19 protein-coding genes and 1 pseudogene are annotated in these 24,409 nt (G+C 63.0%); 9 read left to right on the top strand and 11 right to left on the bottom strand.

Translation table 11 applies throughout. The features are described from left to right. The first annotated feature begins 120 nt into the window (after positions 1-120). Together FOZ74_RS13135 and FOZ74_RS13130 are read left to right on the top strand one after the other, a co-directional pair. Positions 121-798: a sulfite exporter TauE/SafE family protein gene (locus tag FOZ74_RS13135; RefSeq protein WP_146913477.1), complete on the top strand. Its 678-nt coding sequence runs from the start codon at positions 121-123 to the stop codon at positions 796-798. A gap of 227 nt (positions 799-1,025) precedes the next feature. After that, positions 1,026-2,243, top strand: coding sequence for a tyrosine-type recombinase/integrase (locus FOZ74_RS13130; RefSeq protein WP_146913476.1), 1,218 nt, complete (start codon positions 1,026-1,028; stop codon positions 2,241-2,243). 61 nt (positions 2,244-2,304) lie between these two features. Here FOZ74_RS13130 and FOZ74_RS13125 read toward each other — a convergent pair whose 3' ends face one another. From FOZ74_RS13125 to FOZ74_RS13095, 7 genes are all read right to left on the bottom strand, one after another. Then, positions 2,305-5,805, bottom strand: a complete 3,501-nt coding sequence (locus FOZ74_RS13125) for a DEAD/DEAH box helicase (RefSeq protein WP_146913475.1) — start codon at positions 5,803-5,805, stop codon at positions 2,305-2,307. Then, positions 5,805-6,566, bottom strand: a complete 762-nt coding sequence (locus tag FOZ74_RS13120; protein WP_146913474.1) for a Hachiman antiphage defense system protein HamA — start codon at positions 6,564-6,566, stop codon at positions 5,805-5,807. The genes FOZ74_RS13125 and FOZ74_RS13120 overlap by 1 nt, the downstream gene beginning before the upstream one ends. 114 nt (positions 6,567-6,680) lie before the next feature. Continuing rightward, positions 6,681-8,105, bottom strand: a complete 1,425-nt coding sequence (locus FOZ74_RS13115) for an argonaute/piwi family protein (RefSeq protein WP_146913473.1) — start codon at positions 8,103-8,105, stop codon at positions 6,681-6,683. Then, positions 8,102-9,871, bottom strand: a complete 1,770-nt coding sequence (locus FOZ74_RS13110; RefSeq protein ID WP_255437621.1) for an SIR2 family protein — start codon at positions 9,869-9,871, stop codon at positions 8,102-8,104. Before FOZ74_RS13110 ends, FOZ74_RS13115 begins: the two co-directional genes overlap by 4 nt. A 378-nt stretch (positions 9,872-10,249) precedes the next feature. Further along, positions 10,250-11,233, bottom strand: a complete 984-nt coding sequence (locus FOZ74_RS13105; RefSeq protein WP_146911817.1) for an IS5 family transposase — start codon at positions 11,231-11,233, stop codon at positions 10,250-10,252. Positions 11,234-11,292: 59 nt separating this feature from the next. Continuing rightward, the gene (locus FOZ74_RS13100; RefSeq protein WP_146913472.1) at positions 11,293-13,515 is read right to left on the bottom strand and encodes a S8 family peptidase; all 2,223 of its coding nucleotides are present in this window, start codon (positions 13,513-13,515) and stop codon (positions 11,293-11,295) included. Then, positions 13,512-14,666: an AAA family ATPase gene (locus FOZ74_RS13095; RefSeq protein WP_255437619.1), complete on the bottom strand. Its 1,155-nt coding sequence runs from the start codon at positions 14,664-14,666 to the stop codon at positions 13,512-13,514. The genes FOZ74_RS13100 and FOZ74_RS13095 overlap by 4 nt, the downstream gene beginning before the upstream one ends. Positions 14,667-15,161: 495 nt before the next feature. Here FOZ74_RS13095 and radC point away from each other — a divergent pair, with 495 nt between their 5' ends. The 5 genes and pseudogenes from radC to FOZ74_RS13065 all read left to right on the top strand — a co-directional run bounded on the left by radC (position 15,162) and on the right by FOZ74_RS13065 (position 20,271). Further along, positions 15,162-15,683: a RadC family protein gene (gene radC, locus FOZ74_RS13090; protein ID WP_146913471.1), complete on the top strand. Its 522-nt coding sequence runs from the start codon at positions 15,162-15,164 to the stop codon at positions 15,681-15,683. Between the two features lie 265 nt (positions 15,684-15,948). Then, positions 15,949-16,296 carry a DUF2958 domain-containing protein gene (locus FOZ74_RS13085; RefSeq protein WP_146913470.1) on the top strand — a complete coding sequence of 116 codons (348 nt, stop codon included), beginning with the start codon at positions 15,949-15,951 and terminating at the stop codon, positions 16,294-16,296. A 752-nt stretch (positions 16,297-17,048) separates the two neighbouring features. Next, the gene (locus FOZ74_RS13075) at positions 17,049-17,879 is read left to right on the top strand and encodes a DUF932 domain-containing protein (protein ID WP_146913469.1); all 831 of its coding nucleotides are present in this window, start codon (positions 17,049-17,051) and stop codon (positions 17,877-17,879) included. Between the two features lie 65 nt (positions 17,880-17,944). Beyond that, positions 17,945-19,999: pseudogene (locus FOZ74_RS13070) on the top strand (ParB/RepB/Spo0J family partition protein). A 62-nt stretch (positions 20,000-20,061) separates the two neighbouring features. Continuing rightward, positions 20,062-20,271: a hypothetical protein gene (locus tag FOZ74_RS13065; protein WP_013722070.1), complete on the top strand. Its 210-nt coding sequence runs from the start codon at positions 20,062-20,064 to the stop codon at positions 20,269-20,271. Positions 20,272-20,475: 204 nt separating this feature from the next. On the opposite strand, the gene FOZ74_RS16400 is transcribed toward FOZ74_RS13065, so the two are convergent. Genes FOZ74_RS16400 through FOZ74_RS13050 form a run of 3 tightly spaced genes read right to left on the bottom strand, consistent with a single transcriptional unit; the run spans position 20,476 to position 21,336 of the window. Then, positions 20,476-20,703, bottom strand: a complete 228-nt coding sequence (locus FOZ74_RS16400; RefSeq protein WP_146913468.1) for a GDCCVxC domain-containing (seleno)protein — start codon at positions 20,701-20,703, stop codon at positions 20,476-20,478. Next, entirely contained in the window at positions 20,700-20,978 is a 279-nt protein-coding gene (merP, locus tag FOZ74_RS13055; protein WP_013722072.1) for a mercury resistance system periplasmic binding protein MerP, read from the bottom strand. Before merP ends, FOZ74_RS16400 begins: the two co-directional genes overlap by 4 nt. 10 nt (positions 20,979-20,988) lie before the next feature. Next, positions 20,989-21,336, bottom strand: a complete 348-nt coding sequence (locus tag FOZ74_RS13050) for a mercuric transporter MerT family protein (RefSeq protein WP_013722073.1) — start codon at positions 21,334-21,336, stop codon at positions 20,989-20,991. Between the two features lie 73 nt (positions 21,337-21,409). Between FOZ74_RS13050 and merR the strand changes: the two genes are divergently transcribed. Further along, positions 21,410-21,805, top strand: a complete 396-nt coding sequence (gene merR, locus FOZ74_RS13045) for a mercury resistance transcriptional regulator MerR (RefSeq protein WP_013722074.1) — start codon at positions 21,410-21,412, stop codon at positions 21,803-21,805. A 264-nt stretch (positions 21,806-22,069) separates the two neighbouring features. On the opposite strand, the gene FOZ74_RS13040 is transcribed toward merR, so the two are convergent. After that, a complete protein-coding gene (locus tag FOZ74_RS13040; RefSeq protein ID WP_146913467.1) occupies positions 22,070-23,119 on the bottom strand; it encodes a DMT family transporter in 1,050 nt (349 codons plus the stop codon). A gap of 879 nt (positions 23,120-23,998) precedes the next feature. Between FOZ74_RS13040 and FOZ74_RS13030 the strand changes: the two genes are divergently transcribed. After that, positions 23,999-24,313, top strand: a complete 315-nt coding sequence (locus FOZ74_RS13030; RefSeq protein WP_146913466.1) for a DUF736 domain-containing protein — start codon at positions 23,999-24,001, stop codon at positions 24,311-24,313. Positions 24,314-24,409 lie beyond the last annotated feature (96 nt).

The following is a 24,409-nucleotide window of genomic DNA, read 5'->3' as shown; positions in this document are numbered from 1 at the left end:
AAAAACGCGCAGCAGTCTAACCGCGGCCGATTACCACGGCAGCCGGTGTCTGGCCGCCTCTTGCGCCAGATCAAGGCCGGGGCGCCGCTCAGCGCGCGGGCCGCCTTCTAGAATCGCCCGATGCAGACTTCTCTCGCGCTCACCGGGCTGTTCATGGGCCTGGTCGGCAGCCCGCATTGCATCGCCATGTGCGGCGCGGCCTGCGCCGGCATAGGCCAGGCGGGTGCACCACAGGTGCAGCGCTCGATTGCGGTGTTCCAGCTCGGCCGGCTGCTGGGCTACGCCGCGCTGGGCGCACTGGCCGCGGCCTCCATGCAGGGGCTGGGCTGGCTGACGCTGCATTCCGCCGCGCTGCGGCCGGTCTGGAGCCTCATCCACGTGGCCGCGGCCGTGCTCGGGCTGGCACTGCTCGTGCTCGGCCGCCAGCCGGTATGGCTGGACACCGGCGCACGGCGGCTGTGGCTGCGGGTACGCCAGGCCACGCGCGCCATGGGCCTCGCAGCCCCGCTGGGTCTGGGCGCTGCCTGGGCGCTGCTGCCCTGCGGCCTGCTGTATTCGGCGGTTCTGGTGGCGGCGCTCGCGGGCAGCACGGGCGGCGGCGCGGCGATCATGGCACTGTTTGCGCTGGGCTCGGGCCTGGCCCTTTGGCTCGGACCCTGGGCGCTGCTGCGCATGGGCCGCAGGGACATGGGCAGCGCGGGCATGCGCCTTGCAGGTCTGGCGCTGCTGGCCTGCGCCGCCTGGGCGCTGTGGATGGGGCTGGCCCACAACCAAGCCCCATGGTGCGCGGTTTCCTGAAGCCGCGCCGACCATCGGGCCTGCGGTCACAATCGACCGCATGAAGATAGCCACCTGAAGTATGCATTGCGATTTCAGGGCGTCTCAAGAAATTTCATATTCTTAAAAAATATCAATACTTTCAATAACTTATTGTCGCATAGCGTCTCAGTCGATCAATCGAAATTTCTTGACATCTCGATCATTTGGGGGCCTCATTGGGGGCCTCGAAAGCCTGAGGCCCCCAGATGCTCACCACCCTCCAAATCAAGTCCGCCAAGGCGCAAGAGCGCGCCTACAAGCTCGCCGACAGCGGCGGGCTGTACCTGCTTGTCCAGCCCAATGGATCAAAGCTCTGGCGCTACAAGTTCCGCGTCGGGGGTGTCGAGGGCAAGCAATCGTTTGGCGCGTTCCCCGAAGTCAGCCTGGCGGAAGCACGCGGGCTGCACGGCGACTCCCGCAAGCTGGTCGTCCAAGGCATCAACCCAGTCCAGACCAAGCAGGAATTGAAAGTCGTTCAGGCACAGGAGCAACTGGAGCGCACGAAGGGCACGTTTGCCGCCGTGATGTCCGACTGGGACACTGCCACAGCCGCCGGGCTGCGCCCATCCACCGTGAGGCAGCGCCAGCGCGAGATCAACAACGATCTGGTGCCGAAGCTGAAAAACCGCCCGATGGACGGCATCACGCGCCTGGAGTTGACTGCGCTGCTGAAGGACGTGGAGAAGCGCGCTCCCGAAGTGGCCCGCAATCTTCGCAACCACCTGTGGGGCATGTTCGAATACGCGATCGACTCCGGGTTGATGGAGAACAACCCAGTGCCGCCTCTACGCGTCATGAAGAAGCGCAACCAGTCGAACCACCCTGCCCTGGCTGGCGACCAGATCGGAGATTTCCTGCGCGCGCTCGATGCAGCCACGGCAATCAATGAAGAGACGCGCATCGCGATGCTGCTCGTCTTGTTGACCGCCTGCCGAAAAGCGGAGGTCATCGAAGCTCGCTGGGATGAGTTGGACCTGAAGGCCGCCCAATGGGAGATTCCGGCGGCACGCATGAAGGCAAAGCGCCCTCACTGGGTGCCGCTGTCACGTCAGGCCATAGAGTTGCTCACGAACCTGCGCAAGATTGTCCCGGCCAACCGCGAACACCTGTTTCCGAACCGGCTCGACCCCCGCCGACCAATGGCCAATCGCAGCCTGAACGCCCTGATGGAGCGGCTTGGCTTTGGTGGAGAAGGAACGCCGCACGGCATGAGGGCGGCCTTCAGCACGCACTTCAACAGACTGGGTGCGAGCGTGGACGTGATCGAACATTGCCTGGCGCATGTACCGGCCAACGCCGTGCGTGCGGCTTACAACCGCCATGCTTATCAAGACGAACGGCGCATGATGCTCCAGACGTGGGCTGATCATCTAGACGGCGTACGGGAGAGTCGGGGTGCGCCGTTGCTCCAGCGAGTTGCATAGCCCACCAGAAGATAGTGTCGTCGGCACGTGTTTAGCTAGCGAATTGTGCGCAATGCGCCAGCTACGAAGCCACCAAGTCATTGGGTCCTAGATACTCGATATCAATCGAATCGTTCGAGCCATTGGCAGTGGCAATAGTCAGTCCGACCGCCTCTCGGTTGAACGGGTATCGGACCTTGCCTACCCGCTTGAAATCGGCGGAGAAAACAGTGTCTTCCTCGCCAGGCCCACCGCCAAGCCGCAGAGCGGTACCTGGCGGCGGCGGCACACCGAACCACGCTACGGAACCGTTGTAGCCGAGCGAATCCCACGCGGCCAACCGGCCACCCCCCTGGGGCGCGGTGAACTCTCTCCAGAGTTCGTGTGACTCATCAGTAGGCCAGTCGAAGTGGTCCCTGCGCGCACGAACATCCGGCATCGCCAACCACCGCCTCATCCCGGCCGGCGAATCAAAACTCGCGCCGGTCTCGACTACCGCACTGATTGCGCCAAGACGGGACGCAAAGCCTGCCTTAATGAGCGTCGACGCAGAGGCCAGGAGTGTCCCTGTCTCGACTGCGGCCACGGCCGGTGCGCCTGCGTAGTCGGCGAGCGTAGCCTCTTCGGAGAACGGATCAGGATCGTGATGGGCCTCAGCTCTGACGCGCACAGCTTCCATTGCCCATGGAAGGTTGTAGACGAATGCGTGCTCGATGAGCGAGACGGCATCGTTAGGGTCGTCTACCCCCATTTCGGGCACCGGGTAACCACGCAGCCACCGCTCAAGAATGTGCTTCCAATTAGATGGAAGTTTGTTTGGTGTAAACGGGGAAATCTTGAATGCAATGTCTGCAAAGTCAACGATGGAAACAACTGCGCGGTCGTGGTCTCCAGACCCCGTTGCCTCGTTTGCTTGAAGCAGCAATTGATCCAGTTCCTGCGCCTTTTTGTCAAGCGCTTGGCCAGTGGCCAGCCCGACGCCAGCCAAGAAGTAGCCGCGACGCTGGGCGGCCGTGGTACTTGCCCAAATGAACTTGGCGCGCGCCGTCAGGGTACCGAGTAGAGCAGCCTGCGTCCCTGCGGATTTCCGTATCAATCGGCGGGAGAGCAAGGACGAGGTTAGAACCTTGTCGAGCTGTGCTTCGACCTCGTTGTCCGAGACCTGAGTGTCTCCGAGCAAGCTAAAAACGGCTGTATCCAGACTGGTCAGGTGTTGAAGCCAACTCTCGGCAGCCTCTTCCCTAGCGATTCCCGTCTCGTTAGCCAGAATAGGAAAGTCCCATCCGCCCTGCCCTGCGACGTACTCCATCAGGGCGGCCACATCCTTGCTCCCTATCTTCTTGGCCATACGCGAAAGCAAGGACATCAAGAGCCGCAGAATCCCGCTCTCCATTTCCCGTCCTCTGCCACTTCCAATGAGCTCAGCCCACGCCGCGCGCCGCTTGCCGTGGTCCCCGAACATCGGGTAGACCACCAACCCTTCAATGTCTACGTAAGCACGCCCCGCGCGGCCCACGACGTTCCGGAATTCTGACTCGCTGATGGCCTCTCGATTTCGCATGTGGCCATGGAACACCAAGCTTGATGCCGCGAGATTCAAGCCCTGCGCAAGCGTTGGCGACGACACCGTCAGTCTGAGGATGCCATCGCGCAGCAGCTTCTCGACTTCTCTCCTGAAAGCAGTCGGCAGTTCACCGTGATGAACCGCCACACCCAACCGAAGGCATTCAAGAATTGGATGGTCCGCCCCAAACCATTCCACACCGACCGCAAGCGCTGGCGCCAGAACCGCGACCGGTTGCGTCAAAACGGACGCAACAAGGCCGAGACCATGCATCTTGATGATGCACTTTGCGACGGTCATTACCGACCTACGAAGCGGGCAGAACACCAGAACCGATTGTCCGTCCTCCATAAGACGCCAAGCACTCGCGACGCAGAGCTCAGTCTGGTCGGACGGGTAGACCTTGGCGTTCTTTCTTGTCGATGTCTTCCTCCCGAGCACGAACTTGGACACGAATGGGTGCTCATCACCAACGACGATGTTGAGTCGCCCAGTCTGCGTGGAAGCACTCCAGTCGACCTCTCCGAATCGTAGGCGTGTTGGGCGCCAGTTGTCTTTGATAAGTCCATCGGGGCGGTCGAACGTGAGCCAGTTTGTGAAGTCAGTGAGTTGGTCTCCTTCAGGAAGAATTGCAGACAAGCACACTATTCGACGATTAGGGGCATCCGGCCTGCGCAACAGCCGCTGGATTTGCGCCTCGTAACGGACTTCTCGCTCGCCCAGCCCAATCATGTGGCCTTCGTCCAAGATGACCAAACCAATGTCCTGCAGCAACTCGGGGTCGTTCCGAAGCGCAAAGTCCAGCTTCTCTGGTGTCGACACCAGTATGTGCTCAGTGCGCAGTGCTTCGACGTCCGTGTCACTCGTTCCAATGCTTCCATACAAGCTTGAGACTGTCTTTCCCAAAGGGCCGAACGTACGCCGGAGAGATACCTCCGTTTGAGCGGACAGTGCTCGTAGTGGCGTCACGAAGACCACGCGTCTGCCTTGAGCAAGGCAAGCCAGGATGCACAGCTCAGCGATACGCGTCTTTCCCGCACTAGTCGGCAACGACAGGACCAAGTTCGCATCGAACTGCAGAACACGTTTGGCTGCATCGACCTGAGAGGGCCACAACTCAATCTCGGCTCGCTTGCGGCACATAAGCGATGCGATGAAGAGCTTGCGCATGTCGGCCCAGTCTCCAACATACGCACCTGCGGGACCCTGGATCGGCAACAGGACATGAAAACTGCTGCTCCAAAGGCCATCGATGACGTGCGCCGCAAGCCGGTGGACCCACCATTGACTAACAAGGTTCAGCTCCGCAGCAACCGCAAGCCCTTCTTGGAGGCACGTCCGTGCTGCTTCAATTACCCCTTGCTCCCCGCGCTCCAAAGCAAGCAGCGTCTGAGACATTGCGGAGAGGAAGTTTCCTTCCAGAGCGAGCGTCATCATTTCAACAACGCGGCTATCGTCACCTTCCTCATCATCGACGACATCTGGCGATTCGAATACTGAAATAAGACTTTCGTCAGAACCAGTGCCCGATGCGAACCAATCCCCCACGGCTTTGTCAACGCCTTCGAGGTCCCTAAGCATCAGCTTGGCCAAACAGAGTTCAATAACCGAGAGATTCGATTGACCGATCCCCTCGTACAGCAGAGAGTAGGCACGTGCCGAATAGCGGCCGAGGTGATAGGCTGCGCCTGCTACCAAGCGATGAAAGTCCCGGTATTCATTGGCCACGCCGCGCGCGACCACCGCTTCAATTGACTCCGCTGCGACCTCAAAGGCCACCTTGGCGAAGCTATGACTCCCTCCGAGATCAACGTATCGCAGCCCGTGAAGAAGTAGTGAGTAACCAAAGGACAGCAGGTCATCGGTCAATCTTGGGCTAAAGTTCGGAGCGTCTATGGGCAACTCACCTGCGCGCCAAATCATTCCGCGAGCTTGGCCTTTCGCCAGTAGCTGCTGGCGGTATCCCGGCGCAACTGCCGCTTCGATGCTCGCCCGTAATTCCTCGAGTGTGGTAGCCATCAGGTCTTCACCGCCGCGAACACGGCGTCTATAAACGCCTTTTGGCCTTCAACGTGGAGGCCAACATAGTGCTGCGCCACGGGCCCGGTGTACTCGCCCAGGTTCTTGCTCAGAATTGCCGTGGCATCGTTGCCAGAGAACGAGAACAGCATGTGTGTCACCTGAGACAGCTTCAGGCCGGTCTTCAGCTGCGCATCGTCCAAGGCATCCTTGAGCGGCTTGTCGCCGGCCTCGCTGAGCCTGTCGGCGACGAAGCTCAAGGCATGCGGAGACGGGAGTTCGCCGAACTCCGAAAGTGCCTTGCGGGCATCCTTCACAACCGATGCCGGCATCTTCGCGCGGCTCTTGGACTCAGCCTTGAGCACCGCGAGTCCTGCGCCCCCTTGTCCAAGTTCGAAGGCCAAGACGTCATCTCCCCTCATAGCCATGTTGCGATGATCCTTCCATCGCAGCCGTTTGATTCCCAGCTTGAACGGTGTAGCCTCGTGAACGTATGTCGTGCAAAGAATTTCTCCGAGGTCGCCGGACTGAATTGAGGTAGCTGTCGGAAGCTTTTGCGCGACAAATTCGGCAACAGCGGAGCGCCCAAGCCGAGTTAGCAAACCAGCTAGTCTGGCTGGTGCCACATAGTGGTCAGGTACGGCTGCCGCGACCGCAGCTATAGCCGCAGCATGCTTCGTAGGGTCCGCTTTCAGGACCTTCAACTTGTGCTTTGGTACCGGCGGCTCTACTTGAGCACACCATTCGGCGTATCGGGTCATTCGAGGCCTTTCGCGTATCTAGAAGTATCGCTGACTTGAAGACCGTGACAGTAGCAGCGTCGGCAGAACGTAGAGACCCGATGCCTCTGCGGAGCTCTCATTCAAATTAACGGCCTACATGAAAAATCGAAACTGGTAGGGAGTTGTGCCTAGTCGATCCATGCGCTTGACCACACGTGACAGAACCTTCGCATACTCCAACGTCACCGGTAGCGGGTTGTAGAGGGCGTCGTTGTTCCAGTCCATTTTGCTGAGCGCCAGAATGGCCCAAGCGGCGTCATCCCAAGTACCGTGGCCAGCGTGTCGGATCAGTCGAATCGGCCGCGGGGTGCCTCGTGAACCTTGAAAGTAGGGGCGATTGCTAATGCCTGCGACGGCTCCGTGCGTCCAAAGCAAAGCGTCAAAGGGCCCCAGCCCAAGTAGCGTGCCGCGCGTGACCGGATACATCGCTGCCTGAGGTTCTCCTTTGACTCTGGGCTGCTCATGAAGTACACCCCGCCATCCGACATCTTCGACGACCTGCACAAGGTCGACGGACTCGCACAAATGGAATGCCTCCATACAGCCATCGACTTCGTCGGGCTTAAACTCCGTTGTCTTGTGGACCATTACTCGTCGCGGCACCCTGCCGGCGTGTCGGCGTCTGTATAAGTCCATGGCGCGGGTCATCACCTTGAACATCTCAGTTCGCGACAAAAACGGGTTTTCGCGCTGAACCTCGAACTCGTTCGTGTCGTAGGCGATGAACTCCACTCCCGCCCCATCGGCGTCAAAAACTTGGCTACAGCACGTGACGAAGCGCGGCTTACCCGAAATGACCGGGCGCAACGAGTAAGAAAGGCCGATGTAGGCCGTCTCTGTCTCGGTGTGAGCCAACTTCCAAGGAACACCGCCAGCTTTGGCATAAAGAGCCAGGCCGATGCGCCACATGACGCTCGCTCTGTCCTTGTACGCGAGGCCGCTACCCTCACGAACAATTTGTACGGGCATACCGGCCGAAGCGGTAATGGCCTTCACATGATCATGCAGATCGAAATCCTCGCCCACCCCTCCCGTGAATCCCATTTCCCAGCGATCGGGCAAATAAATGAAAAGGACGTCGAAAAGGTTCCGCCTGCGGTCTAGCTGCTGCAACGCTCGCGTCATTGCGGCCGCCAGCACAATGTGAGGTGACCGGCTCGCCTCATAGGCGTGCTCAAGCTGTGCTTCCAGTTCCATGTGGCAGCTGTTCCCAGCTCCCGTCATTCGGACATTAAAAACCTGCTGAAAGCCGGGCCACGCTGGGAGGTAGTCCGTGCGCTCCGTTGGCTCGTAGCGCGAGTTGAGTTCCTTCAGGAAGTCGTAGAGATGCTGGCTTTCGCCTGCCGGCGCCAGCGTGGCCACCCTGATGGGGTCCGGGACCAAGAGACCCTTCGAGTAAGGTCCGTATTGAACGAGCCCACGAAGGGGATGAATATGCACGTCGCTGCGCCGCGCCGGGTGAAAGCTCAGCTTCGGCTCGCTGAGGAGGACGTGGTTGGCCAACTGGCTTGCGCTCACGCTCCAGCCCTCCGAGTGAAGCCAGTTCGCTGACCGAACCTGAATGCAGCGTCGACGCCGGTTGAAACGCCCAATGCGTGGACTTCTTCGCCGTCGCCGTAAAGATATGACGACCAGAAATCGACAAGAGAATCGAGTTTCTGGTTATAACGCTTGAAGGTGCGCTCCCTGCCAAAGCCTGAGGCCGCGAACCTGGTCTCAGCCGTCAGTGTCAGGAAGATGGGACCTGGCTCCAAGAGCAGCCATAGGCTATCTGCGGCCCATTCGATGCGCACCGCACAGCCCTCGCGCCATTGAAGGTTCGGATACTTCGGCACTGACCCGCCCAAAGGAGGGACGTGCTTTTTTAGTTCCTGGAGTCCAGGCTCATACACGGAAATGGGATACAAGAGGTCAGTCGTGCGCTTGCGAATCCGACCCAGTCCTCGGTGGCGGCACAGAGCCCGGACTACTGCATCGCGAAGTAGACCTCTCTCCGCAGAGTCGTAGCGCAATCGCCGAGGCTCGATGGAAGCCAAGTCGAACTCAGCGACGTCGAACGGTGCGAAAGCTTTGTGAATGTCGGCATCGGCTCCAAACGCAAGGACTCCTGGCCTTGTCCTCGCTGCTAGAACATCAACTCCCGCTGCTTCTACGGCCTGCCGCACCTCGCCAGTTCCTCCGACTTTGCACACCACACGTCTGAAGACGGTAGGCATCTGCGCGACCCGCAACGCGTTCAACCGCACAACCGGCCAATGGGCTTTGCCAACGATGGCCGGTGCCGCTGTCTTGATTTCCCTCTGCTTACCGAATGCCTCCAAGGACTTGGCATCGAGCTTGGACACAAGGCGCACGAGATCTCGCAGCCCCTCGTCGAAACTTTGGACTCGAACAAGGCCGGTCTCAATGCCGTGAGCGTGTGCTCGTTCAAGAAGCGCGGTCACGCGCTCGTATGGAGAACCGTCCCCCCGATGCAGCCAGAACAGGCCTGCCGGAAACGCGCCTGGAATTGCTGCGGCTTCCTCCAATGTATCCATGATGGAGTCGTCACGCCCGCTGTAGCCGCACACAATCAGCCCGGAGCGCCGACAGCTATCGACCAAGGCCGCGCGCAGCTCACGATCCTGATGACGAAGTTCGTCATCGGTGTTCTTTAGCTGACGCCAGCGGAAGTCTCCATGAAGCTTTACCTCTATGGGCCAACGACCGTCTGCCATTGCCTTGCGAGCTATTTCGGGACCAACGCCGAAGGCCACAGAAGTGAGCGCGCCTGTCCCATCAAATACTTTGGCACATGCATCCGCCACCAGAGGGTCAAAGTTCGTCGTCCAGACTATGCGCGTGTGGTCAGCCTTCATCAGGGCAGCAAGAGCCACGTGGCCATAGGAAGGCTTTGCTCCGCTCACCTTAGCGTCGAGATAGGCCCGACGGTCCGCTTCAGCGGGGAAGACCTTCTCGAAGATGACCGAGTACTCATTGGAAGCCCCCTCAGCCGGCAGACTGTTTGTCGAGTCGATGTGGGACTGCAAGTGTTGACGAACGCCAGGCGCCGAGAGATCGGCAACCATTTCCGGCGGCGCCCGCCGTTGACTTACAAACAACTTTTGCTTGAACTCCCAAATCATGTCACCGGCTGTCGGGATGCCAGCGGCCGCTGAAGCGCCAGCGCCCAAGAACCACATCAAGCTTCCGGGGCGCATAGAAAACCGCCGGGAAAAATCGTCCGGCTGTATCTCAAGCTTCGACGCCGACGAAACATCCGGCTGCTTTTCGATTTCCAGCATAACCCTCCGGGAAAAACCTAGCGGTAGCGCGCTAACAGTCTACAAGTCGTTCGTCAAATTTCGTATCCGGCCACAGTTGATTGATCTGTTCTTCCAACGCATTCACCCGATGCGCATTCAGTATGCAGACGACAGGTGCCGCGCTCAGCCGATGTTCATGCCCCACATCTGGCCATCAGAAAATAGTTTAGTGCTCTCGTTCGTCATGAATACTAACTACCTCCCATAGCTAGGGAAGGTCTGCACAACCCGCCTCATGGCGCAAGCTGACGCGTGAACATTCACATGGTGAAACCGAAGCCGAATTTGCGTCAGATTTCCCGCTCTTTCGGCCAATTTCAGCCGTATTGCGGGCTCTCGCCCGTGCTGCAGGCGCACTCATGCCCGCGCTCCCTGCAAAATGCGCTTGCGCACCATCCACAGATTGGACAGCGCAAACAGCACCAGAAGCTGGCTGGTGTTCTTGGCCAGGCCCTTGTAGCGCACCTTGCGGTGGCCAAACTGGCACTTGAGAACTCGGAACTGGTGCTCGACCTTGGCGCGGATACGCGCCTTGACGGTCTCCATCTGATCGAGCAACACATCCAGGGGGCGGTTCTTGTCGAGCTTCTTGCGCTTGCCCGGCATCATGGCGATGTGCCAACGGGTATCGGGGTGTTGATCCTGTACTTCGCCACGCTTGTCAACACCTCGGTAGCCCGAATCTGCAAAGACTTGTGTTTCCTCGCCGTGCAACAGCGCCGCTGCCTGCGTGATGTCGTGGGCGTTGGCGGCCGTGGTGGTGACGGTGTGCACCAAGCCCGAATCGGCATCCACGCCAATGTGCGCCTTCATACCGAAGTGCCATTGGTTGCCCTTCTTGGTTTGGTGCATCTCAGGGTCGCGCTGCCCATCCTTGTTCTTGGTGGAACTGGGTGCGGCAATCAAGGTGGCATCGACCACGGTGCCGCTCTTGAGCAGCAGACCACGGGCGGCCAGTTGGGCATTGACGGTGGCAAGGATTTGAGCTGCCAGCTCGTTCCTCTCCAAGAGGTGTCGAAAGCGCAGGATGGTGCTTTCGTCGGGCAGGCGGGTGATGCCCGCGTCCAAGTGGGCGAACTCTCGGTACAGGGGAACGTCGTGCAAGGCTTCTTCCATCGCCGGGTCGGAGTGCCCGAAGAATTGCTGCAGCAGGTGAATGCGCAGCATCGTCTCCAGCGCAAAGGGAGGGCGCCCCGTCTTGCCTGCAGGCGCGTGCGGTGCAATCAGCGCCAGAAGATCAGGCCATGGGATGACGGCATCCATCTCATCGAGGAATGCACGCTTGCGCGTCCTCTTGGGGGAAAGTTCAAATCCGCTTGTGGCAAGGCTCATTTGCTTCATGGGTGTTCAACGTCCGAGGGGCTCAGGTGGTGGACTTTTGCAGACCTTTCCTAGATTGCTTACCGAATACGAATCGGCAACGACACCTGGGGCTGGATCGGCACCAGCGTCTTGGCATAGGCGCGCAGGATGTCGTTGTAGAGATCGGCGTGCTTCGGTGCCTCGACCGACAGGATCAGCGCGTAGCGGATCTTCTCTGCACCGGTGGCCCGGCCGCCGCCGTCGCGGGCGTTGTAGTGGATGTCGAACACGGGGTTCTTGAAGCTGGAACCGCGGAAGGTTTTGGCACCGTGCAGCACGGTTTCCCACTTGCCCTGATCCGAACGACGCTCCTGCTCGGTGGCGAACTTCTTCAGGTCGAAGAAGCCCTTGGTATCGGCGTTGCTCTTGCCGTCTTTGATCTTCTCGTCGTTGGGACGGAAGACGACTTCGAGGCCGGCCTTGGTGTAGGCCGCAGCATCCTGCGGATCGGTGGGTGATGCGTAGCAGAAGGTAGCCTTCAGGCGAACGTTGCCTGTCAGCCCGTCCTTGGGCAGCGGCAGGCTGGCGCGCAGGTACTTGCTGGGTTTGAGCTCCCCCTGGTAGACCACTCTGGCCACGCCATCCGGACACGTGATGATGTCGAGCGTGTCCTCGGGAATCTTGCCCCAGCCCACTTCGATCGGGTCATGCTCGCCAGGATCGGCCGCATGGACCAACAAGGCCTTGATGGCAAGAGGTGTCAGGTTGCCGCCCAGGATGGCACGGATACCGACCGCGCTACGCAGCAGGTACGGCGCCGCGAAGCTAGTGCCGAGCTGTGGCGTCAGCACTGGTTTCGCGTTCGGCGCCAAGACGTGGAAGTACTTGGACGCCGGGTTGCCGCCGAAGGCCATCAGGTCCGGCTTGACGACGCCGGGGCTGCGACCCGGCCCGATCGCGCTGTAGGGCGCGCGAGCCCAGCCCGCGCCGGTGTCGTCGGCCGCGCCGACCGAGAGGGCATTCACGCAGTCCGACGGAACCTGCACCCGGCTGTAGCCGAGCTCGCGGTCACGTTCTCCGTTGTTGCCCACGGCCACAGTCATGAGCGTGTCACCGTCGCTGAGCAGCTCGTCGATGACGGAGGTCCAAGCATGGACCTCCTGATCCTCCACTTCGAGGTCCGGCCCCAGGCTCAAGTTAATGAACTCGTAGGAGCGGGACAGCAGAACCTGTTCGATGAGACCGAGCGTGCGATACAACTCCAACGGTTCCTCACCGGCCGACTCCTGGTCGAGCACACGCAAATGATCCACTGGGGCGAAAGGCCTGCCGGCCGTTCCGTTGGGCTGGATCGGGCCGAACAACACGGCCGACGTCACGCCCAGGCCGTGCTCCGGGCCATCCGGGTCGTCGTCGGCGTCTTCGTCGAGCTTGCGGTACGAGCGCAGCCAGGGGCCGATGGGGTGGTGCTTCGGCAGGCCGCCGTCCAGGATGGCGACGCGAGGCTCGGACGATAGGGCCTGCTCGGTAGGAAGGCTGCACCCGACCGAGGGACCGCCGCTGCGTTGCAGCGGGCGAATGCCGCGCAGTTTGGGCACCGGCCGGATCACCCGGACGAAGGTGAAGCTGGCCAGCTTCTCGACTTCGCGCGGCTTGCCTTCGACCGGTACGAACCACAGGTTGCCGGCGACGAAATCGACTTCACTATGGACCTTAACGCCCTCCCGCTGGGCGAACTTCATGAAAGCCTTCTGGATCAAGCCAGGGTCTTCGCCCGGTAACAGATGCAGGCCCACCTCGAAGAACCGATCCTTCGGTCCGCCCAGGCTCACGATGCGCTCCGCTGGCGCGAAAGCGGCGAACTGTTCGATGTGGGCCAGGTCGTCGCCCTCGTCGGATTCCGCGTCGATGGTTTCCGTCCACCGCGAAAGGTTGCGGAAGGCTTGGCGCTTGCCCGCGACGAACAGTTCGGTCGTCGTGGTCTCCTGCGGCTGCCCCTTGCGGGTCCAGGCCTGTGGCTTGACCTTGACAGTACGGCTACCGATGGACTCCAGCCCCGTACTGCGCAACAGCCCGGTCGGGAAATAGGAACGAGCGATGAAGCTGGGGTTCATCATCAGCCGGGCCACCGCGAAGTCGCCCGGACAGGCGTCGATGGGCAGTTCGTCCAGCGCGTTCGCAGCGCTGCGGAACTGGGGAACCAACCGTTCCCGCGCCTGCGCGAAGGTGTAGACCTCGGCCTTGCCAGGCATGCGCCTCGGGCCGACGATGTCGTGGGTCAGCAGCTCGCCACGACCGATCAGGAAATTGGTTTGGCTCATGCGTCAGCCTTTCTCCGGGGCGCGGCCTTTCGTGCCGCAGGTGTCTCGTTGGTGTACTTGCGAATCGTGTCCCGGCTTACCCCGGTGATGTCGGAGACGGTGTGCTGAGACAAGCGGGTCTGCTTGGCAAGCATCACCGCCAGGTCGATGCGACCCTGCCTGTCGAGCGCCAAGGCGCGTGCCTTCATGAAGTCCTCGACCAGATCGGCGTCCGTGGTCGTGCCCAGGGCCACGGCGCGCCGGAAACGCTGCACGTCGCGCTCGATGTCGCTGAACGAGTGCCCGGCGAATGCAAACACCAGGATATCGATCCAACGGGCAAAGAGGGCGTAGTCCGGCCCCAGGAAGCGCTTGATGGCTTCCTTGACCGCCTGTTCATCGGGCGTCTTGAAGTGAACCACCAGGTCGAAGCGGCGCCACAGCGCCGGATCGATCAGTTCCGGGTGATTCGTGGCCGCCAGCAATACGCTGCTGGCGGGCCATTCGTCTACTTCCTGAAGGATCACCGTGACCAGGCGCTTGAGTTCGCCCACGTCGCTGTCATCGCTGCGCCGCTTGGCGATGGCGTCGATCTCATCAAGCAACAGCACGCAGGGCTCGCGCTTGGCGAAGTCGATGGCCGCGCGCAGATTGGCGCCGCTCTTGCCCAGCAGGCTGCTCATCACGGCGGTCAGGTCGAGCACGTACAGCGGCACCTTCAACTGCGCGGCGAGCCAGCGGGCCGTGAGCGTCTTGCCGACGCCGGGCGGCCCCACGAAGATGGCCGAGCGGGTCGGCATCAGCCCCATGGCCTGCAGTCGGTCGCTCTGCCGGCGCTCGGCGATGAGTTGCCCCAGGACATCCTCGACATCGCTAGACAGCAGCGGCGCGTCTTTCGTCGGTGCATCCTTGAACACCTTCAGGAGCGAGAGGCGGGATTCGTCGTCTACCGGCAAGGTGTGGGTCGCCGACGGCTGGGGCGACAACTTGCGCATGGGCGAAACGCTGCGTGCCGGCTTCGACTTCAGGAACAGTTCGAGCTGCTCGGCCAGGTCGGGCGCCGTTCCACGGTACTTGCGCACCAGCCGCGCCGCAAACAGGCGCACGTCTTCCGTCTGCTCGGCCAAAGCCAAGCGAACCATCTGGGCTAAATCTGACTGCTCTTCTTTCATTTCGCCCACAACATCAGTAACTCATTGATTTATATGACAATACATAAACTCATGGTCGGACTAGATATATTGTCTCACAAGTCGGAGTGAAGTTGTACGGGCCGCCGATGCCAGTGGCGGTGACAGCCTGATCGTCGACCGTTGTCCGGGATGCAACCTCGATATAGCGTCTCGGCGTACCGCCTCCGGGCTCGCGGGCTGCGCCCCGGGCTTCGTGCCGCATCCCGGCCATCCGGCTTTGATCCCTGACGCCTGCGCGGCCTGGCCGTTGCGCGCTTCGCTTGCCGGGGCTGGGGTGGCGTGCGTGTGGAGTGGCGGTCTTGCTGTGCCCTTTCAACCTACCACGCCGTTCTCGCCGTCAAGGGCTGCGCGTGCCTTGCACGCTGGCGGCCTGGCGGCCGTCTGTCGGCTGCGCCTTCGACCCCTGACTGCTTGCGCTGCGGCGTGGGTGGCCGGTTCCGGGCAATCCCGCCCGATTCCGAACCGGAGCCGACCATGTCGCAGCCATCTTCCCTGTCGTTCACTTCTTCCCTCGATTCCTCCCTGCTCGTGTGCGATGTCGCGGGCAGCTACCGTCCGGCCGCGCCTGCCGAGGTGCTGCAGGCGGCGCTGCGGGTGCTGGCGGGCCAGTTGCGCGGTACCGAGATGCTGTCGTCACCGCAGGCGGTGCGCGACTTCCTGCGCATCAAGCTGGGCACACTGGAGCACGAGGTGTTTGCGGTGATTCACCTGGATGCCCAGCACCGGGTCATCGAGTACGTCGAGATGTTCCGGGGCACCGTGAGCCAGACGTCGGTATACCCGCGCGAGATCGTCAAGGAAACCCTGGCACGCAATTCGGCGGCGCTGATCCTGGTGCACAACCATCCGTCGAGTCTGGCAGAGCCATCACGGGCCGACGAGGTGCTGACGCAGACGCTCAAGAGCGCGCTGGCGCTGGTGGACGTGCGGGTCATCGACCACCTGATCGTGGCCGGGCCGACGATCCTGTCCTTTGCCGAGCGCGGGCTGATCTGAACCCGCGCAACCGGGAGCCGCATGGGCTCCCGGTTTTATGCATCGTGGACAGCGTGCCATGGCCTGGCACGAGACCGTTGCAGGTCTGGGATGGGGCTGGCTTGCTGTTGCACCCAGCGTGCCACGTCGTTCTCGTCGTCAAGGTCGGCGCGCATCGGCGATGCGCTGGCGGCCCGGGCGGCCGTCTTCGAACCTTGACCGCTGCGCTGCGCCGTGACCCGGAGGCTGCGGGCGATCCCGCCCGGCATTTCTTCTGGAGTTCACCATGAACGCTCTCATCACCGACGCGCAGCGCGTCGTGCTGCTGGCCAACGGCCACGAATCCTTGGAGAACCCAGACTTCGATCCGGCACCCGTGGTCAAGCTGTTCACGCCGGATGCCGGCGCGACCTGGCTGCTGACCGAGATTGATCCCGATGACCACGACCACGCCTTTGGTCTTTACGACCTGGGCCTGGGGATGCCGGAATTCGGCTGGGTCAGCCTGGGCCAGCTGGCGACCGTGCGCGGCGGACTGGGCCTGCCGATCGAGCGCGACCGGTCGTTCCGTGCCGAGAAGCGATTGAGCGCCTACGCGCGCAATGCGCGGCTGGCCGGGCGGATCATCGTCTGATCCAGCCTTGGGGCGTCGCGGGACGCCCCTCGCATCGCGCCCACGCGGCGCGATGCCTGCGCGCCTTCGGCTTGTTCTCCGGAGGAAAGCCCTGCGGGCTATCCCCGCCGCGCAGGCTTGGCGCCCCTAAAGTCCGCCGAACCGGCTGCGCCGACTCGGCCAAGATTCCGCAGCTATAGCAGAACCCGCTTCCCGATGCCTGGGGCGTGGTGCATCCCCTGCGTCTGGTGCTCATCGACCCTTGAAGGCTGGGCGTCCCCGGCCATTGGGAGATGGCCGGTCGCGCTGTCGTGCTTCGCATCGAGCCGCCTGCGGCGTCTCGCCCCTTCGGGCTTCCATCGTTCCCTCGCTCCGCTCGGCTGACGCCTCCGGCCCGGCTTCCAGATCCGGGCCTGCGCGCTTCGCTTGCCGTGCGGTCGGCGTGTGGGGAAGGCCGTTGCCATGTCCAGCCGTCTTTCCTGACTCCATCACCTTGTCCGCGACTGTAGCCCGCGCCCGTGCGCCGTCAAGGCGCGCAGGGCCGTGTCCTCGGCTGCGCCTGCGGGCCGCACCAACCCTGTGCTTGCCTCCTTGACGGCGCCCGTTCGCGCGCTCCTGACCGTCGCGGGCGATGAACTCAGGAAAGACGGTGGCAACAGGGCCAACCGGGTTCCTCGTGCCGACCGCACCGAACAGCCGAAAGGCTGGGCTCCGAATCTAGGAATCCGGTGTGCGGTGTGAACAGCAAACCTCTTTTTGTCAGGAGAAAGACCATGCAACTCGCATCCCGTTTCGCTTCCCGTTCCCCCTCGCTGCGCAGCGATTACCCGCTGTCCGATGACCAGATTCGCAGGGTGGCCCCGTCCATCTTCGCGGATGCCCCGCATGAGAGCCGTTCCGAGCGGTACGCCTATATCCCCACGGCTGCCGTACTGACCGAGCTTCGCAAAGAAGGCTTCCAGCCCTTCATGGTGACGCAAACCCGCGTGCGCGATGAAGGCAAGCGAGAGCACACGAAACACATGCTGCGCCTGCGCCACGCCAGCCAGATCAACGGCGCGGAGGCTAACGAAATCGTGCTGCTGAACTCGCACGATGGCACCAGCAGCTATCAGATGCTGGCCGGGATGTTCCGTTTCGTTTGCAGCAATGGCCTTGTGTGCGGCGACACCGTGGCGGACGTGCGCGTACCCCACAAAGGCGACGTGGCCGGTTCCGTCATCGAAGGCGCTTTCGAGGTGTTGAGCGGCTTCGAGCGGGTGAAGGAATCCCGCGATGCCATGCGCGCGATCACGTTGGATGAAGGCGAAGCCGAAGTGTTCGCCCGTTCCGCGCTGGCCCTCAAGTACGACCCCACGGACAACAAGCCCACGCCCATCACCGAATCGCAAATCTTGATGCCGCGCCGGTTCGACGACCGCCGCCCCGACCTGTGGAGTGTGTTCAACCGCACGCAGGAGAACTTGACCAAGGGCGGACTGCATGGCCGCGCCGCCAATGGCCGCAGGCAGCAGACCCGACCCGTGCAGGGCATTGATTCCGATATTCGCCTGAACCGCGCCCTGTGGCTGCTGGCCGATGGCATGCGCCAGCTCAAAGCCTGAACCGTTCCCCCGCCGGAGGGGCGGTTCCCCTCCATTCCCTTGTTTCACTCGATTGGAGATTCACCATGAACGCCGTTACCCAAACCGAAGCCCGCGCCATCCAAGCCCCTGCGCTGGAAGCCGCCGACCCGACCAAGAACCTGATGCTGGTTCCGCTGTCGCGGCTGGTGCTGCGCCCCACGGACCGCAATGTGCGCAAGACCCCGCGCATGTCCATCCCCGAACTGGCCGCGAGCATCCAGCGCGTGGGCCTGCTGCAAAACCTGATCGTGATTCCCGCCAGCGATGGCGAGCATTACGAAGTCGTGGCCGGTGGCCGGCGCCTCGCGGCCCTCAAGCTGCTGGCGAAAAAGCACCGCATCAGCAGGGAATGGGAGATGCCTTGCCTGCTGGTGGCCGATGGCACGGCCCGCACGGCCAGCCTCACCGAAAACGTGCAGCGCGAAGCCATGCACCCGGCAGACCAGTTCGAGGCATTCGCCGCGCTGGTGGCCGAAGGCCGACCCATCGAGGACATTGCGGCGGATTTCAGCGTCACGCCGCTGGTGGTGCAGCGCCGTTTGAAGCTGGCGAATGTGTCGCCGCGTCTGATGGCGGACTATCGGGCCGACGCCGTGAGCCTTGACCAGTTGATGGCTTTGTCCATTACCGACGACCACGCGGCGCAGGAAAGCGCGTTCTACGATGCCCCGCAGTGGCAGCGCCATCCCTCGCACTTGCGCGAACGCCTCACCGAGCGCGAGATTGACGCCTACCGGCATCCGCTGGTGCGCTTCGTCGGGCTGGAAACCTACGAGGCCGCAGGCGGCGGCATCCGCCGTGACCTGTTCGCCGAAGGTGATGCGGGCGTGTATCTGACCGATGCCGCGCTGCTGGAACGGCTGGCGCAAGACAAGCTGGCAGGCATCGCCGCCACTGTCCGCGCCGAGGGTTGGGCATGGGTGGATGCCACGCTGGGCGTGACCTATGCCGACCTGCACGCTTTCCAGCGTGCGCCGAAGGAGCGCCGCGAGCCGAACAAGCGCGAAGCGGCACGCATCGAGAAGCTGCAAGCCAAGATGCAGGAGGTTGCCGAAGCGGTGGATGCTGCGATGGACGCCGACGACGAGGACAAGGCCGACGCCTCGCAGGAGGAAGGCGAAACCCTGGGCGAGCAGTTACAGGCGCTGGAAGATGGCTTGCAGGACTACGGCGCGAACGTGAAGGCCGCAGCCGGTGCCATCGTCACCATCGACCGCAACGGCGAGGCCGTCATTCATCGTGGCCTGATGCGCGAGGCCGAGGCCAAGGCGCTGCGCACGCTGGAACGGTTGCGCCAAGGATTCGGCAGCGAAGGCGAAGCCGAGAACGACGACGACGGCGAGGACGGAGACGATGATAGGCAACCCAAGACCGCCGCCATGTCCGATCGGCTGGCGCAACGCTTGAGCGCCCACCGCACCGCCGCGCTGCAAATCGAAGTCGCACGGCATCCGCAAGCTGCGCTGGCCGCAGTGGTGCATGGCATGGTGCAGACCGTCTTGCAGGAAAGCCGCTATGGCCGCAGCCGTGATTCTCTGCCGCTGGGCGTGGGCCTGAAAGTGCAAGACCGGCTGGAAGGCATGGCCCCGGACTGGCCGGAAGCTCCCGCCGCCGTGGCACTCCGCGAACTGCAACAGGTGGCGGGCGAAGCCTTGCCGGAGAACAGCGCCGAACTGTTCGCCGTGCTGCTGGCGAAGCCGTAAGATGAACTGGTGCGGCTGCTGGCCGTGTGCGTGGCTTCCGCGGTGGACGTGGTGACGCCCCGCGCCACGCCGCACCAGCCCGGCGCGGAACTGGCGCAGGCCGTGGGCCTCGACATGGCCGCATGGTGGCAGCCGACCGCCGAGGGGTATTTCAAGCACGTTTCCAAGGCCGTGATTCTCGATGCCGTGGGCGCGTTTGCACCGGAATCCGTCACCCGGCTGGCAAAGCTCAAGAAGGCCGACATTGCCAGCGAAGCCGAGCGGCTGGCCGATGGCACGGGCTGGATGCCTGCCATCTTCAAGGCCGAAGGCCCGCAGGAGGCAGGCCCGGAGCAGGACGCCCCGGAGGATGCCGAGGCAATGGCGGATGAACCCGCCGAGGCGCTGGCCGCTTGACCCGTGCAGAAGGCGAACGCCCCGGCTTCGACCGGGGCGCTTCGCTGGAAGGAGAAGCTCCCATGACCCGCACCACTACCAGCCGCCCGCGCATGGCGGCGAGCTACGCGCCCGGCACGGTACGTGCCCGCCGCTGGCACGGCGATGGCGATGTGCGCGGCTACCGCCCGCCCTCGGGCTGGACGGCCCGCGCAGACCTCACCGACATTCATCCCATCACGGGCCACGCCTTGCCGCGAGCCGTGTGGTGGATCATCGAGACGAAGGAATAACCGCGTTCAGCACCGCGCCCAGGCCGTTCCGCCCTGGGCGCGGTGAACTTCAAAAATCCGGGCACGGCAGTGGCCGCGCCCGGTGTTCAAGGCCAACAACCAAATCAGAACGCCGCCGCTTTCGTAGAGGTTCAGGCTGCGGCGTCGAAAGCGCGAGCCTCCTGCCCACGCAGCGCGTCAGTCAGATTGCAGCCGTGGCGTCCATCACGTGCTGCAACTTGAGCAACTCTGCTGCATTTGCATGGGCGGGCACTTGACCGATCCGTAGGAGCAGAAAACGCAGCAGTCGCCCGCCTTCGGCCGCAGCAACGTCTTGCACCGTTCGCACTCGTAGAAGAACTGGCAGGCATCGGTCGGCATGGTCTCACGCCTGACATGCCCGCAGTGCGGGCAGGTCAGCACCGACTCCAGTGTGGGCGTGCCTGTTATCATTTGTGCACCGTCGTAGGGTAGCCCGCGTCGGTGGTCGCCTTCACGAGCGTCGAGACTTGGGCCTGTTCTGCATCGAACGTGACGGTCGCCGTCTTCTTGGCGAAGTCGATCCTGACCTGACTAACGCCAGGCACCTTCTCCAGAGACTTCTTCACCGTGACCGGGCACAGCTCGCAGGTCATGTTCTGTACATTGAGCGTCGCCGTCTGGGGCGTTGCGGCCAGGGCAGCGAACGGCGACAGCGCGACGAGCAGCGATACGACTGATTTGCGCATGAAAGCTCCTTCAGAAAAACAAGGGTGCCAGCCAGGGCACCGACAACAAGGCGAGAAGCACCAGCGCAACGGCCCAGAAGATCAGCCGCTGGCGCTTGAGGACGCTCGATTGGGCGCAGGCGGCGCCGGGCTCGCAGGCCGGCTGTTGAAAGTACAGACGCTGAAACGCCAAACCCACGAACAGAAACGTTGCTGCAATGAACCAAGGCCGCAGCGGCTCCAGCGCGGTGAGACTGGCGATCCAGGCACCACCGATGCCCATCATCAGCAGCACCAGCGGCACCACACAGCACACCGAGGCGCCGATGGCAGCCAGCGTCCCGGCGACGAGCGAGTTCTTGAAGTTGAAGGTGGACATGAGCGTGCGTGAACGTCTTCGACACGTGCCACTCTAAACTCCGTACCATGCTACGGAGTCAAGGGGGCGACCAGTGAGCGCGCTGACGATAGGGGGTCTGGCTGACGAGGCTGGCGTAAACGTCGAGACCATCCGCTACTACCAGCGGCGCGGGCTGATGCCGGAGCCGGACAAGCCGGCTCACGGGTATCGCCGCTACGACGCCACCACGGTCAAGCGCGTGCGCTTCATCAAGCGGGCACAGGCACTCGGCTTCACGCTGGAAGAGATCGGCGGCTTGCTCGAACTCGACGAGGCCCATGCCTGTGCCGAAACGCGCGAACTGGCCTCGCACAAGCTGGAGGCTATCGAAACCAAGCTGGCCGACTTGGCGGCGATGCGCAGGGCGCTCATGACTCTGCTGCGCCAGTGCGATGCGGGCGCGATGAAGGGTAACTGCCCCATCATCCACGCCCTGGGTGCGGACTGATGCCCGCGAAGCTTCGATTTCCACACCCTTACTTCTGCCGTCACCACCCTGCATCCGGGTTTTTGCTGAGTGCAGACTGACTGGAGCGTGTCGGCGCGATGCGCCGCCGGGCTTTGCGGGCTGCGCCCCATGCCGACTTCGCCGTCACGGCCATTCGGCCTCAATCCCGCGCCTTCGCGCCTGCGGCGCTGCGCGCTCTACTTGGCGCCCCTCGAATATCGCCGAACCGGCTATGCCGGCTCGGTCAAGCGCACGACACATGCGCTAATGGCTGTGCTGGTGATGCACGTCCGGGAAATGCGGATGGCTGTGCAAGAGGGGCTCATGCCGATGCGGGTGGGCGTGCGGCTCGACGCCATCCCACGGGAAATCATGGGTGTGGCGGTGGTGTTGGTCATGCACATGCCGATGGGCATGGGCCATCGGTTTATGCATGTGTTCGTGCTCGTGCCGCTCGGTCAGGTGCAGCCAGACACCTATTCCCATCAGCGCCGCCGCCAGCCAGAACACCCCCGAGGTCGGCTCACCCAGGGACACGATGGCGATGGCAGCGCCGATGAAGGGGGCTGTCGAGAAATACGCGCCCGCGCGCGCCGAACCGAGGCCGCGCAAGGCCAGCACGAACAGCGCCAGGCTGACGCCGTAGCCGGCCAACCCGACGCTCATGGCCTGCGTCACGCGCGGCCACGCCGGCAGCGTGGCGCCGAGCGCCAGGGCCAGCGCGAGGTTCGTGACGCCCGCCACCAGCCCTTTGGTGCCGGCGATGAATACGGCATCGGAGGCCGACACCTTGCGTGTCAGGTTGTTGTCCACCGCCCAGCACAGGCAGGCGCCGGCCACGGCCAGACTGCCCAGCGTGCTGCTGTGTCCCATGCCATCGTGTTGTGGCCAGGCCAGCAGCAGGCCGCCCGCCACGATGAAGGCCATGCCCAGCACGATACGCCGGTCGGCGTTTTCGTGGAAGACGACCCATGCCAGCACGGCCGTCAGCACCGCTTCCATGTTGAGCATTAGCGAGGCATCGGCGGCCGTGGTGTGCGTCAGCCCGATCATCAACAGCAAAGGGCCAAGCACGCCGCCGCTGGCGATGGCGCCGAGCAGCCAGGGCCATTCCCATGCGGGCAGGCTGGGCGCGGCAAAGCCGCGATCCCTGATGAGGCGAACTGTCCACAGGCCGATGCCGCTGCCCAGGTACAGCAGTCCGGCCAGCATGATGGGTGAAACGTCACCGACCATCTGCTTGGCAAAGGGCGTGCTGGCGCCGAACAGCAGTGCGGCCGCCAGGGCGGCGAGGATGGACGAGCGTCCGGTCATAGAGCGAGAACCTGCGAATCGAGGGGCACCTATCACCTTACACCGATTCCGTAACTCGTCGGTGATACGGGGCGCTTCGGTTGATTGGAGCTTTTGATGCGGGATGGCGTGTCGACGCAAAGCGCCGCCGGGCTATTGGGCTGCGCCCCGTGCCTCGTTCCGAGTCACGGCCATTCGGGCGTCTATCCCTCACGCCTACGCGCCTGCGGCGCTGCGCGCCACGCTTGCCTCCGGGGGATCGGCGCAAGGCCCATCCCCGCCGCGCAGGCTTGGCGCCCCTGCGATACCGCCGAACCGCCGACGCCGGATCGGCCAGGGCCAGCGCCCCGCCGTATGGGCGGTGCTCGGTGGGTGCGCCGTGGCTTGCTGCGGCGGGTTGTGCGAATGCGTGCCGTCCCCGACGCTTTGGCAGTTCGTTGCCTATGTGTCACGAATGACGGTTAACAGATATGCCACCCGGCCCTCCTTGGGGCTCCACACCGCACTGCAAGCATGGCTGCCTGCGTGGGAAGGGACGTGTTCCTGCTGGTCATTGGGGAATGGCCTTGCCGAGTCAGGGGGCGTGCCGCTGAAACCGTCGTGTGGGGATGCCGAGCTGGCGATGTCTCCTTTCGGGGTATGGGTTCGGCCCAAGGCGTCCTTGTGTTGTTGTGAATCCTGGCGGGGGCACGGCTGCGCCTCGGACTTCATGGCTGCAACCGTCCGGCGAAAACAATTTCCCCTGCGCTGCGCGCATTCCTCGCGGGCCAAATTCTTTTCGCCTCCCGGTGCTCCACTGCGTTGCGCCCGCAAGCGGTGCAGCCAGCCCGTCCCCCGCCGGTCGGATCACAACAAGGACGCGATGGGCGCGAACCTTGTTCAACCGTAAGGAGATTCATCATGGCAACCATCGGCACCTTCACCGCGGACAAAGACGGTTTCACTGGCACGCTGCGTACCCTGACCATCAACGTCAAGGCCAAGCTGGTTCCCAACGACAAGGGGGACAACGAACACGCCCCCGACTTCCGCGTGCAGGCGGCAGGCTATGACATCGGCGCGGCGTGGCGCAAGGTCAGCAAGGCCGAGCGGCTCTACATCTCCGTGACCCTGGATGATCCTTCTTTCCCGGCAACGGTCTATGCCCGGCTGATCGAGGAGGAAGGCGGCACGCACAACCTGATCTGGTCGCGCAGCAAGCCCCAGGCGGCCTGACGGCCGCCAGCGCCCCGCCCACGCGGCGGGGCGCTGCGCGTTTCGCTTTTCTCCCGGGGAAAGCCTTGCGGCTATCCCCGCCGCGCGGCGCTTGGC

Source organism: Comamonas flocculans (assembly GCF_007954405.1).
GTDB classification, from domain to species: Bacteria; Pseudomonadota; Gammaproteobacteria; order Burkholderiales; family Burkholderiaceae_C; genus Comamonas_C; species Comamonas_C flocculans.
The sequence above is the reverse complement of the archived record's forward strand: the minus strand, read 5'-3'. Positions and strand labels throughout refer to the sequence as shown.

What these genes read in the sequence shown, in the direction of transcription:
- FOZ74_RS13135 (WP_146913477.1), top strand. Translation starts at nt 121, where the DNA reads ATGCAGACTTCTCTCGCGCTCACCGGGCTGTTCATGGGCCTGGTCGGC.
- FOZ74_RS13130 (WP_146913476.1), top strand. Translation starts at nt 1,026, where the DNA reads ATGCTCACCACCCTCCAAATCAAGTCCGCCAAGGCGCAAGAGCGCGCC.
- FOZ74_RS13125 (WP_146913475.1), bottom strand. Translation starts at nt 5,805, where the DNA reads ATGGCTACCACACTCGAGGAATTACGGGCGAGCATCGAAGCGGCAGTT.
- FOZ74_RS13120 (WP_146913474.1), bottom strand. Translation starts at nt 6,566, where the DNA reads ATGACCCGATACGCCGAATGGTGTGCTCAAGTAGAGCCGCCGGTACCA.
- FOZ74_RS13110 (WP_255437621.1), bottom strand. Translation starts at nt 9,871, where the DNA reads ATGCTGGAAATCGAAAAGCAGCCGGATGTTTCGTCGGCGTCGAAGCTT.
- FOZ74_RS13105 (WP_146911817.1), bottom strand. Translation starts at nt 11,233, where the DNA reads ATGAAGCAAATGAGCCTTGCCACAAGCGGATTTGAACTTTCCCCCAAG.
- FOZ74_RS13100 (WP_146913472.1), bottom strand. Translation starts at nt 13,515, where the DNA reads ATGAGCCAAACCAATTTCCTGATCGGTCGTGGCGAGCTGCTGACCCAC.
- FOZ74_RS13095 (WP_255437619.1), bottom strand. Translation starts at nt 14,666, where the DNA reads ATGAAAGAAGAGCAGTCAGATTTAGCCCAGATGGTTCGCTTGGCTTTG.
- radC (WP_146913471.1), top strand. Translation starts at nt 15,162, where the DNA reads ATGTCGCAGCCATCTTCCCTGTCGTTCACTTCTTCCCTCGATTCCTCC.
- FOZ74_RS13085 (WP_146913470.1), top strand. Translation starts at nt 15,949, where the DNA reads ATGAACGCTCTCATCACCGACGCGCAGCGCGTCGTGCTGCTGGCCAAC.
- FOZ74_RS13075 (WP_146913469.1), top strand. Translation starts at nt 17,049, where the DNA reads ATGCAACTCGCATCCCGTTTCGCTTCCCGTTCCCCCTCGCTGCGCAGC.
- FOZ74_RS13065 (WP_013722070.1), top strand. Translation starts at nt 20,062, where the DNA reads ATGACCCGCACCACTACCAGCCGCCCGCGCATGGCGGCGAGCTACGCG.
- FOZ74_RS16400 (WP_146913468.1), bottom strand. Translation starts at nt 20,703, where the DNA reads ATGATAACAGGCACGCCCACACTGGAGTCGGTGCTGACCTGCCCGCAC.
- merP (WP_013722072.1), bottom strand. Translation starts at nt 20,978, where the DNA reads ATGCGCAAATCAGTCGTATCGCTGCTCGTCGCGCTGTCGCCGTTCGCT.
- FOZ74_RS13050 (WP_013722073.1), bottom strand. Translation starts at nt 21,336, where the DNA reads ATGTCCACCTTCAACTTCAAGAACTCGCTCGTCGCCGGGACGCTGGCT.
- FOZ74_RS13040 (WP_146913467.1), bottom strand. Translation starts at nt 23,119, where the DNA reads ATGACCGGACGCTCGTCCATCCTCGCCGCCCTGGCGGCCGCACTGCTG.
- FOZ74_RS13030 (WP_146913466.1), top strand. Translation starts at nt 23,999, where the DNA reads ATGGCAACCATCGGCACCTTCACCGCGGACAAAGACGGTTTCACTGGC.